A 13,864-nucleotide genomic window follows, 5' to 3' on the forward strand; every position below is an offset into this window, starting at 1 on the left:
CGCCCCCCCCGCCCCCCCCCCCCCGCCCCCCCCCACCCCCACCCCCCCCCCCCGCCCCCCCCCCCCGCCCCCGGGCCGGCGGCCCCGCTTCGGCCCTCTCCGGCCCCGCGGCGGGGCTGCGCCCGACCGTCGCGCCCTGCACCTGCTGCCCTGCTGCGCGACAGGCACGGCAGCTCGCCCAGAGCACGGGGTGACCCGCCGCGCCCGGCCTGGGCGATGGGGCCGCCGTACGGATACACCCCGACTCGTCCCAGCCCGGGGCCCGCACGGCTGGGACCGGGGCCGAGGTTGGGCCCGGGCACGCTCAGGTCATATGGCGGCCTCATCGAGCAGCACCCGGGCCAAGGCGTGCGGTGCGGAGAACATCGGCCAGTGTCCGGTGTCCAGTTCCACCCGGCGCCATGCGCCGCTGGCCAATGGCTCGACCGCGGCCGACGGCGGCTCGGGGCCGTCCAACAGGCACTTGAGGTACGTTCCGGGCAGCGCGCCGAGCGGGCCCGACAACCGGGCGGGCTCGGTCAACGAGCCACCCGGATGCGGCGTCGAACCGGACACGATCCGGTCGATCTGCTCCTCGGCCAGCCCCTCACCGACGTAGTCGGCCGCGGCCAGCGGCGGCCACCAGCCACCGGCATCGGCGATCACGGCCTCCACGGCCTGCTGCCGGCCACCCGACATGCCGGCGGTGAACGACACCCCGTCCTGGGGCACGTTGGAGTCGACGAACACCACCCGGGCCAGCCGCCCACCGATCCGCTCCGCGGCCTGCCCTACCGGGATGCCCGCGTAACTGTGGCCGACCAGCACGACATCGCGCAGGTCAAGGCGCTCCACCTGGTCGACGATGTCCGCCACGTGCGTCTGCTGCCCGGCCGCGACACCGCGCCTCTCGGCCAGACCCGACAACGTCAACGGATGCGCCCCGTGCCCCGCGGCCCGCAGCTCGGGCACCACCTCGCCCCACGCCCACGCCCCGAGCCAAGCCCCTGCGACCAGTACGAAATTCGCCATGCATCGCACCGTAGCCGAGGGGTCTGACAACGCGGCCGGAGCACGACCGAAGTGCGATGGCGGGGCAGCGCGGTGGGGTGCGGCAGTGGCCGTGCCGGGCGGACGTGAGGTCGGCTGGTGTCGGGACCCGCAGCGCCTTCTTCAGCCGGGGCCTTCATGAAGCGGCGGGTGTGTGAGGCGGAGGTGACCGCGCCGCCGCGCGAGCGGTACGGCGAACCGGGCTGAGCCTCACACGTCGGACAGGTGCGCTGTTCGACGTCGTCGGCGCCCGGCTGGTGGTTCGGGGAAGGCTGCTGAGGGCCCATCAGGGGCCTGGATTTCCGCGCAATGCAAGTCTCAGAAGGGGACCTGCCCTGCTTTGAGCGAGAACGGGTTCTGTGAATGAATCAGAGTCCATCTGGTGCCTGGGGGCCGTGATTGATCTTGCCCGCGCAAAGGGCCGTTTGCCAGTGTCACGCTTCAGCGGAATCAGTCAGCCAAGCCAGCAACTGCCCTGCTGTGAGTTCCCGGTTGGCGGCCCGAACTTTCATTTCACCTCCGACCTCGCGCAGGAAGGCCAGCAACTCGGCGGATCTCTCCGTTTCGGCAACGGACTCAAGTCGATCAACAAGCCGTAGGCAGGTATCGACCAGCTCTTCGCCGATTGGCCGCTCGGATGCGCCGGGAACACCAAAGTTCGCTCGAACAACATGGCTGGCTGTGATCGAGAGATGCACAAACATCGTCATGGTCTCCAGGTACAGGGACGGATCCGACTTGATGGCGCGCACCAGCCCATCCGCATACTGTCGATACAACGAGAGAAGACGTCGCCCTGGAGTAGATTTAGACAGAACATGGTCCCGGAGATCGTACAAGAACGTGAAGGTTCCCCATGATGCCAAGGAAACGACAGGATCACCTCGATATGCCTCACTCGTAAGATGGGACGCCAGCACATTCGTGAAGCAGAAATCAGACGGGCAGTCGCTGGGGGACCAGGCGCATGTTCCAAATGGGTCCTGCATTCTACAGTGTTCTAGCGACGGGCTGGGGAAGTTATGGCCTCCGCCGGGCGCATCGGGGCCCAGTCCCGGACACATGCAGCACCCCATTTGAATCCCTCCTCCGTATCGACTTCTTTCCGTTCACCGCACAGCTCGGTATTAAATTGCTGCCGAGCAGGATGCCGTCACTTCTTTCGCTTAATTTCAAATGGGGTGGCGATGATGATTGAGCGGTCGACGGCTGCAAGTACACGGTTCCTCCGAAGCGGTATGCTCCGGAGGATCGAGGACTGGGGTTGCTGGTTGCTCTCGGAGTAGAGCACGCACGGTCCATCCCCGTTTTGTCGTGTGCTGGGTACCGCTTCGTCTGCCGACTGAAGTCGACCGTCGAGAATCCGGAATACGCCACTCTGGCCCCACATGAGTAGGCCTTCTCGGTCGCGCAGGGCACTGGTCACGCCACTCGTTGACGTCATCACTTCTAGTCGTTCGCTCACGTTGATGAGATGGCCCATATCGTTATCGGTTACGGCGACAACATTATCGCCCGACCGAACGATCGATTTCACATTGGCATCAAAGGCGACCGAGTCGCGCGGAAGGAGCCACCGCTGTTGCACTCGGGCCTGCGTGGCTTCGCGCATGGAAGATTCCAGTTCGAGTTCGGTCGTCGCATCGGTGATGACCTCCAAAGATGCGGGTCCGCCAGGTCCGGTTCGAAGTTCGAGCAGAGATGCCACCTTCCCGTCGCCACGGGCACGCAGGACCAAACTCGCTGCGGCGGGCAGACCGGCAAACGTCACCTGCCACTGCCTCAGTGGTGGCCGGCCGAAGTCATACGGCGGCGGATCCGCGAGCTACTTGATTTCCTGCTGTGGATCCAGGAAGACTTCCGTCCATTTCAAGCACTTGGCCGCATGTTGCGCGATGATTACGGGACTTGGCGAGGGGGGCGCCGCCGGGACATCCATCCTGTAGCGGCGGATGCCAGCACTGGTGTGAAGAATAAGAAAACCTTCGCCGCCGCCGGCAAGCCACTCGTCACCCGTAACCGTAACGACCTGATCCGATACGGGGTCATCATGGTCAATATGCCAACCCGGGGCAGGAGTTACCATGCTTGTTGGGAACACTGTGACTGGCACCCAGGCGTAAGTTTTATCCACTAGGCCCGCAAGTATGACGGCCCGATCTGAGATGAGAATCGGATTCCAGCAGAATCTCTGCTGCCACCCTCCGCCAAGGCCTCCCGCACCACAAACATAGTCACCGGCCCAAGCGCCATCAACGGGATCACTGTTCGGATGAAATGAAGCTTGATGAGTCACCGGAATGATGGGCGGAAGGCTACCCCTGACGGACAGGCCTTCTGGACCAGTGCTCGCGCTGTTGATTGAACCTATGCCCCGTCCTGGCAGCGCTCGTGAACCCGCAAAGGTCCTTGAACTGTCGTCACTCTCAACGAGCTTCAACGGTCCTGCATCCAATTTGGCGATCTCTTTGGCGATTCCGTCCTGCACGATTCCGCCGATGAGCGCCAAGGAGCCAACGGCAGCCCCGATGCCGACTAGTCCGGTGCCGAGGCTGATGAGTACAAAGCTGCCCAGTCCGCCGCTTCCCGCCCAACACCGAAATACATCCCAGTCAGAGGCATCACCCTCGACGCGAAGTCGCTGCCCTAGCGTCTCCTTGCCCGGGTCCGGAACAAGCTGAAGGGTGGTGGTGACATCGACCGATACATCGACGTCCTCGATGAGCGCGGGGCAGGCATCGATCTTCTCAAGACCAACCTGGGCGCGCACCCCCCAACCGCCGCCGCCTCCACCGACAGAAGTCCAGGTCACGTTGAGAGCGTCTTCAATTTCCATGCCACTCGGCGGCGGGGTAAGTATCTTAGAAAACAGTGTTGTCATCTCGTCAACGAACACTCCACTGGAGACGTGGAGGTGCCAACTGCCATCGGCCTCGTCGAGCCGATTCGCTGCTGGCACAAGCAAATCATCGGAATTCACAGTGGCATACCGCAAGGTGATGCTTTTCGGGCCAGCGAGCATGGCGGACTTCATAACGGCAAGCGGTGGCCGAAATCTGCGCTCGCAAATCATGAGCCCCTGTTGCCACACCTGCGATTGGGCTGCTTCGAGCCGGATGAGCCGCCCCTGAAGCCCGGCCAGCGTCAGCGTCCAGTGAACCCACGCCGTCCCTGTCACAGTGCTTCCGGTCGCGTTCGGGTCTGCCAGCAGCTCATCGACGCTCACATGCCGAATCTCCACTGAGGACTTCGTCAACACCGCCCCGGGCCCGCTGACGCTGCCCGGAACGGAAGACACAAGGGTGGCCGATGACCACTTCATCGACGCAAGAAGTCGGTCTGCCCCGATGGCGGTGAACGTCGGGCCCGGGATCGGGGAGGCCGAAAGAGCCAGCAACGCCATCGCTTCGAAATTCGGCCTACCAAGTTCGAGCTCAATGAGGGCCATATGCCAACTCCTGGAGCCACAAATGCCACGGATGCACCCCGCTAATCCAGGCTTACACGACCGTCTTGACCGTGCCACTCGATCTCGAAGGTGTGGTAGCGCGCATGCGGATACGCCTCGGTTCGTCCTCCGGGTTCTGTCACCGGTTCGCGCCCCGTACCTCGATCTCGCGGCGCCGCAGCGCATCCCGCAGCGCCACGAGCACGCACAGCTCGTACGGGACGCGCTCGACCCGGCCGCGCTCATCCACGACTGCCTTGCGCCACTCCTCGCGCACCACCCCGACCAGCGGGATCTTCTCCATCTCGGCGAAGAAGGTGCCCTCCTTGCCGCGGACCCGCTTGAGCTTCATGTGTCGCCCGCTGCCGGCGCCAGTGCACTCGCCCTCGACCAGGTCCTCTGGCTCCCACTCCTGCCGCACTCCAAGCTCCCTCCGGTCGTCATGACCGGACCAACGTCGCCGAGCACGGCCCCGGTAACCTCAGAAAATCAAATACGGGCGGCCGAGGCGTGTCACCCCTTGAGGAAGTCGCGCTGGATGTGGTGGGCGACTGAGCGGCGTACCGATGCCGAGTCGGGGGTGGTGACCTGCGCCGGGACGTCGAGGCCACGGCTGATCTCGTCGTACGCGCTCCGGAAGGCGGCGGGTAGCTCCGCCCGATGCGCCCTCAGGTCCTCTTCGACGAGACGCCGCAGCGCGTCGACGTTCTGCGGCGTGAAGCGTCTCCTCCCGCGCGCGAGCGCGTGGACGTCGCGAGTGCAGTGCGCGGCGTCATTCAGGACCTCGGAGATTTCCTCGGCGAGACCCCAGAGCCGCCCTTCGAGCCAGGGGACGTCGCGTTGACCGAGCGACACGTCCATCGGGGGGCGTGGCCCGTCGGACCTGTGCTTCGCCAATTGCTTGGACACGGCGGGCTGGCTCATGTCCGTGAGCCGGGCGATGCGCTCCTGCGTCCAGCCGTAGTCCGCGAGGACCTTGACCATCTCGGCGCGCAGCGTGCGCATCTCCTCGCCCGCGCGGATGGCCTCGTTCATGTCGGCGAGCAGTTGCCCGGCCTGTTCCTCGGTCAGCGTCTCGGGCGTTCGCCCAGGGCTCTCTTCATCTGCCACCACCCGGTTATACACCATGCAACCAGCGTCATAACCTAGTTGTAATGCCAGGTCGTGGCTGGCATTATCCGCCCCCATGGCGACCTACTCCGCGTTCTCCGCGACCGACGGAACCCGGCTCTCGTACCGCGTGATCGGTGCCGGCGAACCGGTCCTCTGCATCCCGGGCGGTCCCGCGGACTCCGGCTACCTCGGGGACCTCGGTGGTCTGTCCGCGCACCGCCGATTGATCGTCCTGGACCTTCGCGGCACCGGCCGGTCCGCGGTTCCCCAGGACGTCTCCACCTACCGCTGCGACCGGCTGGTCGACGACGTCGAGGCGCTGCGCGTCCACCTCGACCTGCCGCGGGTCGATCTCCTCGGCCACTCCGCCGGCACCAACACGGCGACGCAGTACGCCGCCCGGTACCCGGAACGGGTCAGCAAACTGGTCCTCATCGGACCCAGCCCCCGGGCCGTCGGCCTGGCGGTCACGGCAGAGATGCGGCGTGCGGTCGCGCAGCTCCGGAAGGGCGAGCCGTGGTTCCCGGCGGCGTTCGACGCCCTCCAGGCGATTGCCGCGGGTACGGGCGAGGACTGGGAGGCCGTCGCCCCCTTCTTCTGGGGCCGGTGGGACGCCGCGGCGCGCCAGCACCACGCGGCCAGCCGGCCGAGCAACTCGGAGGCCGTCGCCCGCTTCGCTGCCGAGGGCGCCTTCACCCCGGAGGCCACGCGTGCCGCGCTCGCCTCCTGTGTCGCGCCCGTCCTGCTGCTGACGGGCGAGTTCGACGTCAACAGCCCGCCGGCGGTCGCGGCCGAGTTCGCAACGGTCTTCCGCCACGCCACGCTCGTGGTGCAGCCGGCCGCGGGCCACTACCCGTGGCTCGACGACCCCGACCAGTTCGTGGCGGCCACCACGGCCTTCCTCGGCGGGCACTCCCACACCTGAGCCGATCCGACTCGCGGCGCCCCAACACGAAGGCATGAAGGCCCCGGACGTCCCGCGGCCACCATCGGCAGCGGCCGGATCTCGCGGCTCCCCGCGCAGGGTCCGGCTCCGCGCGCGCCCGACACCGCGGCCTACGGCGACACGGACGTACGACAGGCCAGACCCATGACAGGCCAGCCCCACGACAGCCCAAACCCGCGCCAAGCCAGACATGCACAGCGCCGCACCAGGCCGTGGCGTGCTCCTGGTGCGGCGCGTGGTGCGGCCGTGGGTCGGCTCCGGGGCGGCTGGTGGCCGCCTTGGGCGCGAGCCATGGCTCCGCCCGTCCGGCTATTCCGTGGTGCTGCCGGCAGCCGCGGCCTCACCGTTGGCCACCGCCGCGTACGCCTCGGCCAGGTAGTTGCCGAGTGCGGCCGGGGTCGGGTACTCCAGAATCGCGACGAGCGGGATCTCCACGTCCGTCAGCGTCATCAGGTTGCGGGTCAGCTCCAGCGCGGTGAGCGAAGTGAGCCCGTTCTCAAGGAAGTTGCTGTCGTCCTCGATGACGGTGGGGGAGAGGATGCCCGCCAACTGGGCGCGTACCGTCTCCCGCAAAATCGCCTCGCGCTCCTCCGGCGAGGCGCTGGCGAGCTGCTTCTGCAACTCGGTGCCGTCGAGGTTGACCTCGCTGTTGTCCGTCTGCATCACTTTCTCCCGTCTGGTTGGGGCTTCGGGACGTGGCCGCCGGCGTCGCCGACGGGGGTGGCCGTCCCCAAGAACTCGTGCCGGGCCGTGACCGGCCCTAGGGGGTGCTGGCCCGGCCGCCGTCGGACGACGGGCCAGCCCAGCGGTGCGCAGCCGCCGGTCACGACGGCGTACGGGCAGGGGCCGCGGCTTGCCCTGGCGCCGGCTGTCGCCGCAGCTCAGGAAGGTCCGCGAAGAGTTGTCGCGCGCCCAGCTCGGTCGCGTGCGCGGCGACCCAGCCCCAGTCGACGTCGGCGACCACCAGCGCCGCCGGCCGCGCCGTGACCGCCTGCCGCAGCGCGGCGCCCACCGCGGCCTCGGGCAGCGCCGCCACGCCGTTGCCACGCAACTGCTTGCCGGCGCCCGAGGCCGGATTCGGCTCGTCCACCGGACCCCAGCACACGGAGACCGCGGGCACGCCCTGCGCCCGGTGCTGCTGGGCGAGCGCGTTCAGGTACGCGTGCGCGGGCGCCTGGTTGCCCAGGCCGGGGCCGGTGAACACACCGGCGATCGACGAGCACAGCACCACGGCCGACAGTTCGTGTTCGCGGCCGATGGCGCACAGGTGCGCCGCAGCGGCCACCGCCCGCGGCCACTCGCCAGCCAGCCGGTCGGCGTCCAACGGGCCGGCCTCCTGCGGGAGGTCGCTGGCCAGGTGCACCACCGCGGTCAGCGGGGCGTCGGCGGGCACCGCGGCGATCACCCGGGCGACCTCCGCCGCCTCGGCCAGGTCCGCGCTCACGGCCGACACCCGGGCGCCGGCCGACCCGGCCCGCGCACCGAGTTCGGTCACCCACGCGTCGTCCGGGGCGGTGGCGTCCACCAGCAGGACGTGGGCGGCGCCCGAATCCAGCGCCCAGCGAGCCGCGTACCGGCCGGCGGCGGTGGCCGCCCCGCTGATCAGCACCGTGCCCCGGAGCGCCGCGTCGCCCGTCTCGGCGACGGCCGGCACCTCGCGTACCAGCCGGCGGGCGAAGCCACTGTCGGACCGCAACGCCAACTCGCTCTCACCGTGGCCGGCCAGCAGCGCGCCGGCCAGCCGGCGCCCGGCCCGGTCATCGAAGCGTACGGGCAGGTCGATCACGCCGCCCCACGCGCTCTGCCGCTCCGCTGCCAGCGCCCCGGCAAGGCCCCACAGGCCGGCCTGCGCCGGGTGGGCCGGCGGATCGCCGGCGTCCACCTGGACCGCGCCCCGCGTCAACACCCACAGCGGCGCCGCGACCTGTGCCCGCTCCAGCGCGTCGGCCAGTACGACCGTCGGGGCCACGGCCTGACCCGGCCCGTCCGGGCTCGTACCGTCAGCGGACGGCGCTGGCTCCTGCCCGGCCAGGGCGAGCAGCGACACCACTCCCGCCAGCGGCTGCCCGGCGGCGGCCCGCGCCACCTGCTCGGACCACTGCGCGCCGGTGGCGCCGGTCAACTCCACGTCCAGCGGCACCACATCGGCGCCCCGGTCGGCCAGCGCACCGCGCACCGTCGCGGCCAACCCGTCGGCCGACCCGCCCTGCCCGCCCGGCTGCCGCGCGGTGTCCTCATCGGTCGGCTGCTGCTGCACGGCGACCACCAGCCACCGTCCGGACAGCCGAGGGTCCACCGCGTCGGCCACGGCTCGCCAACCCACCCGGTACTGCCACTGCTGGCGCCGGCGCCAGGCCGTCAGGGCCGGCAACGCCTGCTGGAGCAGGGCACGGTCGTCGCCGGTCACGCCGAGCGTCCGGGCCAGCGCGGCCGGATCGGCCTGCTCGACAGCGGCCCAGAACGCCGTGTCGGCCGGTGTCCAGGCGGCCGGGGCGTCGGCCGCCGGCTCGTCCTCAAGCCAGTAGCGCCGCCGCTGGAAGGCGTACGTCGGCAGCGGCACGGTCCGCGGCGCCGGCCCACCGGTGAACACGGCGGGCCAGTCCACGGCCCGGCCCGACAGATGCAACCGGGCCAGCGAATGCAGCAGTGCCCGCACCTCGGGCCGCTCCGGGGCCAGCGCGCCCACCACCAGCGGCACACCCACGGCCTCCACCAGAGCGGGCTCCCACAGCGGCTCGGGCCCGAGGTCCACCAGGACGCCCGCCCCGGTCAGCACCTCGGCCAGGCCGTCCGCGGAACCCGTCGCACCCCGCGCGCTCCGGCCGATCCAGTGGTCGGCGGTGCCGACCGCATCGGTGACCGCCTCGCCGGTACGCGCACACAGCACCGTGATGGTGGCCCGCCGGTAGTCGAGACCGGCCGCTGTCTGCCGCACCTGCTGCGGGCCCTCGGCGTCGGCGATGACCAGCGCACAGGCGTCGGTCACCGTCAGCGCGCCGGCCACCTGCGCGGCGGCGATCTCCCCGGCACCCGTGCCGACGACCGCGTCCGGCGTGCTGCCGAGCGCCAGCAGCAACCTGGCCAGCGCAAGGTGCAGAGCACAGCGCGCGGCCCTGGCGTATCCGGCGGACTCCAACAGACGCGCACTGCCCGGCGCCGAACCGAACGCCACCTCGCGCAGCGGTCGCTCCAGCCAGGTGTCGAAGGCCGCGCACGCCTCGTCGAAGGCCGCGGCGAAGGCCGGGAACCGCTCGTACAACTCCGCACCCAGCCCAGGACGCCACCCGTCGGTGGAGCCGAACGCCCACACCACCGTGCCCGCGCCGGTCACCCGGGCACCGGGCCGCAGCACCTCGGGGCCCGCCACCGTCGGATGCGCCCGGCCGGCCGCCAGCGCCGCCAGCCCCGCAAGCAACTCCTCGCGGTCCGCGCCGATCACCACGGCCTGCTGCTCGAACGCCGTACGGGTCGTCGCCAGGGACCACCCGACATCGCCCGGGCTGAGGTCATCGGCCCCGCCCAGGTGCGCCACGAGTGCCTGGGCCTGCCCGGCCAACGCCTGCTCCGTACGGGCGGAGACCAGCAGCGGCACCACCCCGCCGGCCGGGGCGGCCGGCTCCGGTACCGGGGCGTCCGCGGCGGGCTGCGCCGGCGGCTGCTCCAGGATCAGATGCGCATTGGTGCCGCTGGCACTGAAGGAGGAGACCGCGGCCCGCCGCGGACGCTCCCGCTCCGGCCACGCGGTCGCCTCGGTCACCAGCCGCACCGCGCCCGTACGCCAGGCCACCAGTCGGGTCGGCCGGTCCACGTGCAGCGACGGCGGCAGCGTACGGTGCCGCATCGCCGCCACCATCTTGATCACACTGGCGATGCCGGCCGCGGCCTGGGTGTGACCGATGTTGGACTTTATGCAGCCGAGCAACAGCGGATCGTCGGCAGGCCGGTCCTTGCCGTAGGTGGACAGCAGCGCCTGCAACTCGATCGAGTCACCGAAGGCCGTACCGGTGCCGTGCGCCTCCACCACGTCCACGTCCGTCGGCGTCAGCCGGGCGCTGGCCAGCGCGTCCCTGATCAACTGCTGCTGGGCCGGGCCGTTGGGCGCCGCCATGCCCGTACTGGCACCGTCCTGGTTGATCGCCGAGCCACGGATGACGGCCAGCACCCGGTGCCCGTTGCGCTGGGCGTCCGAAAGCCGCTCCAACAGGACCAGGCCCACCCCCTCGGAGTACACCATCCCGTCGGCGGCGTCCGCGAACGACTTGCAGCGCGCATCCGGTGCCAACTGCCGCTGGCTGGAAGCGACTTGGAAGGCGCTCGCGGTGTAGTTGATCGCGGCGCCACCGGCCAGCGCGAGCGAACACTCACCCTGCCGCAGCGCCCGCGCCGCCAGGTGCATCGCCACCAGCGAGGACGAACACGCGGTGTCGAGCGAGACCGCCGCGCCCTGCAACCCCAAGGTGTAGGCGATGCGACCGGCGGACAGGCTGGCCGCATTGCCGTTGCCGACGTAACCGAGCAACCCTTCGGGGATCTCCGTCAGCCGGGACGCGTAGTCGTGGTACATCACACCCGAATACACACTGGTCGCCGACGCGCGCAGGGTGTGCGGCGCGATGCCCGCACTCTCCACGGCCTCCCAGGCCACCTCAAGCAGCAGCCGCTGCTGAGGCTCCATCGCCGGCGCCTCGCGGTCACCGATGTCGAAGAACCCGGCGTCGAAATGGGCCGCGTCGTGCACGAACCCACCCGCCCGCACATAGGAGGTGCCGTGGTGCTCGGGATCGGGGTGGTACAGGTTCTCCAGGTCCCAGCCGCGGTCGGTGGGGAAGCTGGTGATGGCGTCCCGTTCATCGACCACCAGGTCCCACAGTTGCCCGGGCGTGCGCACGCCGCCGGGGAACCGGCAGGCCATCCCGACGATGGCGATCGGCTCCTGCCGCTGCTCCTGGAGCTCGCGCACCTGCTGCCGGGTCTGATGGAGCTCGGCCGTAGTCCACTTGAGGTAGTCGACGAGCTTTTCTTCGTTCGTCATGGAAAGAGCGGGCCTTTCTCGCCTAGGCCGTCGATGCGGACCGGACCGAGTGCTGTACGGGTCAGCCGGTGACGCCCTTGACGCCCGCCAGGCTCGCCGGGCTGAGCTGCACCAGGGACAGCTCGTCGGGGGTCAGGGGCGGCGCCGTCAACTCCGGCAACAGCCGGTCCTGGTGCATCAACGACAGGAAGCGGTTGGAGGCCAGCTCCGACTGCGGCGCCGACAGGCTGATGACGTCGGTGACCACGTCACACACCCCGGCGGACCTGATGGCCCGGTCGGCGATCAGGTCGGAGAAGCGCTGCCGCGCCGTTGCCCCACCCGTGAGCCGCGGGTCCTTCGCGTTCATGCGGCAGCCCACGTACTCCACGTCCTTGGACGCCGCCATGATCCACGGATCGTCCACCGACGCACTGATCGCCGCCTGGATGCGCCGCGCCGTGCCCGCGCCCTCGCCACCGGCGGCGAGCTGCTCGTCCAGCGCCGCGGCGGCCCTGGCGGCCGTGCTCATGCCGTGCCCGTAGATCGGATTGAACGCGGCCAGCGCGTCCCCGAGCACCACGAGCCCCTCCGGCCACTGCGCCAGCCGCTCCGGGTACAGCCGCCGATTGGCGCCCACCCGGGAGACGGCCACCGACGTCAGCGGCTCGACCGAACTGATCAGGTCGGCGACCAGCGGATGCCGCAACGTACGCGCGTACGGCAAGAACTCCTCGTCCGACGTCGGTAGCCCGGCGCCCCGGGTGCAGGACAAGGTCACCATCCAGGTGCCGTCCTCCTGCGGATACACCACACCGAAACGGCCCGGCTCGCGCACCCGGTGGTCGGCGGCGACGTTGATCGCCGGGAAGCCGTCGGTCGCACCGGGCGGCGCCTGGTAGATACGGGTCGCGTACGCGATGCCCGCGTCGACGATGTCCTCCTCGATCGGCGGCAGGTCGAGCGCCGACAGCCAGTGCCGCAGCCGCGAACCACGGCCCGAGGCGTCCACCACCAGATCGGCGCCCAGCGTCTCGGTCGCCCCGCTGTCCACGTCCCGCACCCGCACCCCGCTGATCCGGCTGCCGTCGCCCACCAGATCCAGGATCTCCGTACGCTGACGCACCGTGATCCGGCCGCCGGCCAGGATCTCGTCCCGCACGTTCCAGTCCAGGAACGGACGGGTGCACATGATGGCGTACTGCCGGGGCGGGAAGCGGTGCTGCCAGCCGTGCGACGTCAACGTCACCAGGTCCTGGTGGAAGTTGACCTTGCGCGCACCGCCCTTCAACAGCCGCTCGATCACGCCCGGCAGCAACGCGTCGATGATCCGCGCACCGCTGGACCAGAGCACGTGCACGTGCCGACCCTGCGGCGAACCCTTGCGGTGCCGCGGCCCGTCGGGCAGCACGTCGCGCTCTATGACGGTCACGGTCTCCGCATGGCGGGCCAGCACGTGGGCAGCCAGCATTCCGGCCCAGCCGCCGCCCAGAACGATTCCATGTTTCGGTGTGGTCATGGTGATGCTTTCGTCCCTTCCCCGAGACGGCCCGTGCTGTTCCAGATGGGCGATGTGAGGCGCTGGCCCCTGGCGCGAGCGGCCGACGGGAGAGTTGTGAGGGCGGCGGACATACGCGGTGGTGCCCCGGCCGCACCGGGCCCGCCCGGCACCCGCCGCACGAGGACCCCGCCCGACGACACCCGCCGGGCGAACGCCCCACCTGCTGGTACGGCACGAAGATCCCCGGCGTGCGCGGGGCCGGACACGGGCCTGCTGCCGGTCTGGGCGGCGCCGCACCAAAGCGGGTGCGGCGTCGCTGTGATGATGTCCGGCATCGCTTAAGTCGGACTAGGGCTGCCCTTGGCCTGCACCATCTTGGCCAGGTTCTGCGTCACCGCCATGAAGTGCGCGACCCCCGTCAACTCCGGACCGTCACCCACCTTGGTGTCGGTGATGCCCCAGAACGCCCGGGCGTGGTGGACCAGCCCGTCATCGCCGAGCTCGATGATGCCGATGATCTGGAAGGTCAGCTTCGCCGGCGCGTACACCGTCACCGTCGTCGGCACGGCCACGCTCTTGCCGTCCATGGACACCACCGGATGCCCCGGCTCCTCATGCACCTGGCACTCGATGGACCAGGCGATGTGGCCGCGCAGCGCGTCCTTGCCGATCAGCGGCGGCGCACCCACCGGGTCCTCGAACACGACGTCGTCGGAGAACAGCTCAAGAACGGCTTCGACATCACCGTCGTTCATGCGCTTGGCGTATTCGAGCGCCAACTGCTTCAGGGTCGCCTCATCGGCCATGGATATCTCC

The 13,864-nt window shown here is 69.9% G+C and carries 13 protein-coding genes; 2 read left to right on the forward strand and 11 right to left on the reverse strand.

What is annotated here, in order from left to right; genetic code table 11:
• A partial coding sequence (locus tag AAHZ94_RS05230; protein ID WP_349990916.1) for a hypothetical protein occupies nucleotides 1–194 on the forward strand: 194 nt, incomplete at its 5' end.
• A 115-nt stretch (nucleotides 195–309) separates the two neighbouring features.
• Here the strand turns inward: AAHZ94_RS05230 and AAHZ94_RS05235 are convergent.
• The 7 genes from AAHZ94_RS05235 to AAHZ94_RS05260 all read right to left on the reverse strand — a co-directional run bounded on the left by AAHZ94_RS05235 (nucleotide 310) and on the right by AAHZ94_RS05260 (nucleotide 5,587).
• Nucleotides 310–1,011, reverse strand: coding sequence for an alpha/beta fold hydrolase (locus AAHZ94_RS05235; protein WP_349990917.1), 702 nt, complete (start codon nucleotides 1,009–1,011; stop codon nucleotides 310–312).
• Entirely contained in the window at nucleotides 909–1,316 is a 408-nt protein-coding gene (locus AAHZ94_RS36340; protein ID WP_502964578.1) for a zinc finger domain-containing protein, read from the reverse strand. Before AAHZ94_RS36340 ends, AAHZ94_RS05235 begins: the two co-directional genes overlap by 103 nt.
• Before the next feature lie 147 nt (nucleotides 1,317–1,463).
• On the reverse strand, nucleotides 1,464–1,781 hold the full coding sequence (locus AAHZ94_RS05240) for a hypothetical protein (protein ID WP_349990919.1): 318 nt from the start codon (nucleotides 1,779–1,781) through the stop codon (nucleotides 1,464–1,466).
• Nucleotides 1,782–2,182: 401 nt separating this feature from the next.
• Nucleotides 2,183–2,800: a hypothetical protein gene (locus AAHZ94_RS05245; RefSeq protein ID WP_349990920.1), complete on the reverse strand. Its 618-nt coding sequence runs from the start codon at nucleotides 2,798–2,800 to the stop codon at nucleotides 2,183–2,185.
• A gap of 54 nt (nucleotides 2,801–2,854) precedes the next feature.
• Entirely contained in the window at nucleotides 2,855–4,477 is a 1,623-nt protein-coding gene (locus AAHZ94_RS05250; protein ID WP_349990921.1) for a hypothetical protein, read from the reverse strand.
• Between the two features lie 139 nt (nucleotides 4,478–4,616).
• Nucleotides 4,617–4,898, reverse strand: coding sequence for a hypothetical protein (locus tag AAHZ94_RS05255; RefSeq protein WP_349990923.1), 282 nt, complete (start codon nucleotides 4,896–4,898; stop codon nucleotides 4,617–4,619).
• A 92-nt stretch (nucleotides 4,899–4,990) separates the two neighbouring features.
• Nucleotides 4,991–5,587 (reverse strand): sigma-70 family RNA polymerase sigma factor, encoded by a 597-nt coding sequence (locus AAHZ94_RS05260; RefSeq protein ID WP_349990924.1) that lies wholly within the window; start codon nucleotides 5,585–5,587, stop codon nucleotides 4,991–4,993.
• A 76-nt stretch (nucleotides 5,588–5,663) separates the two neighbouring features.
• Between AAHZ94_RS05260 and AAHZ94_RS05265 the strand changes: the two genes are divergently transcribed.
• Nucleotides 5,664–6,515 carry an alpha/beta fold hydrolase gene (locus AAHZ94_RS05265; protein ID WP_349990926.1) on the forward strand — a complete coding sequence of 284 codons (852 nt, stop codon included), beginning with the start codon at nucleotides 5,664–5,666 and terminating at the stop codon, nucleotides 6,513–6,515.
• 330 nt (nucleotides 6,516–6,845) lie between these two features.
• Here the strand turns inward: AAHZ94_RS05265 and AAHZ94_RS05270 are convergent, their stop codons facing one another.
• The 4 genes from AAHZ94_RS05270 to AAHZ94_RS05285 all read right to left on the reverse strand — a co-directional run bounded on the left by AAHZ94_RS05270 (nucleotide 6,846) and on the right by AAHZ94_RS05285 (nucleotide 13,854).
• A complete protein-coding gene (locus tag AAHZ94_RS05270) occupies nucleotides 6,846–7,199 on the reverse strand; it encodes an acyl carrier protein (protein ID WP_349990927.1) in 354 nt (117 codons plus the stop codon).
• 160 nt (nucleotides 7,200–7,359) lie between these two features.
• Nucleotides 7,360–11,568, reverse strand: a complete 4,209-nt coding sequence (locus AAHZ94_RS05275) for a type I polyketide synthase (protein WP_349990928.1) — start codon at nucleotides 11,566–11,568, stop codon at nucleotides 7,360–7,362.
• A 61-nt stretch (nucleotides 11,569–11,629) separates the two neighbouring features.
• Nucleotides 11,630–13,066 carry an NAD(P)/FAD-dependent oxidoreductase gene (locus tag AAHZ94_RS05280; RefSeq protein WP_349990930.1) on the reverse strand — a complete coding sequence of 479 codons (1,437 nt, stop codon included), beginning with the start codon at nucleotides 13,064–13,066 and terminating at the stop codon, nucleotides 11,630–11,632.
• 320 nt (nucleotides 13,067–13,386) lie between these two features.
• Entirely contained in the window at nucleotides 13,387–13,854 is a 468-nt protein-coding gene (locus AAHZ94_RS05285; RefSeq protein ID WP_349990932.1) for a nuclear transport factor 2 family protein, read from the reverse strand.
• Between the last annotated feature and the right edge of the window lie 10 nt (nucleotides 13,855–13,864).

The organism is Streptomyces sp. HSW2009, assembly GCF_040240285.1.
Lineage (GTDB): Bacteria > Actinomycetota > Actinomycetes > Streptomycetales > Streptomycetaceae > Streptomyces.

Bases quoted from the DNA above. Each gene is read 5' to 3' on its own strand.
- AAHZ94_RS05265 (WP_349990926.1), top strand. From the start codon at position 5,664: ATGGCGACCTACTCCGCGTTCTCCGCGACCGACGGAACCCGGCTCTCG.
- AAHZ94_RS05270 (WP_349990927.1), bottom strand. From the start codon at position 7,199: ATGCAGACGGACAACAGCGAGGTCAACCTCGACGGCACCGAGTTGCAG.
- AAHZ94_RS05280 (WP_349990930.1), bottom strand. From the start codon at position 13,066: ATGACCACACCGAAACATGGAATCGTTCTGGGCGGCGGCTGGGCCGGA.
- AAHZ94_RS05250 (WP_349990921.1), bottom strand. From the start codon at position 4,477: ATGGCCCTCATTGAGCTCGAACTTGGTAGGCCGAATTTCGAAGCGATG.
- AAHZ94_RS05235 (WP_349990917.1), bottom strand. From the start codon at position 1,011: ATGGCGAATTTCGTACTGGTCGCAGGGGCTTGGCTCGGGGCGTGGGCG.
- AAHZ94_RS05275 (WP_349990928.1), bottom strand. From the start codon at position 11,568: ATGACGAACGAAGAAAAGCTCGTCGACTACCTCAAGTGGACTACGGCC.
- AAHZ94_RS05285 (WP_349990932.1), bottom strand. From the start codon at position 13,854: ATGGCCGATGAGGCGACCCTGAAGCAGTTGGCGCTCGAATACGCCAAG.
- AAHZ94_RS36340 (WP_502964578.1), bottom strand. From the start codon at position 1,316: ATGGGCCCTCAGCAGCCTTCCCCGAACCACCAGCCGGGCGCCGACGAC.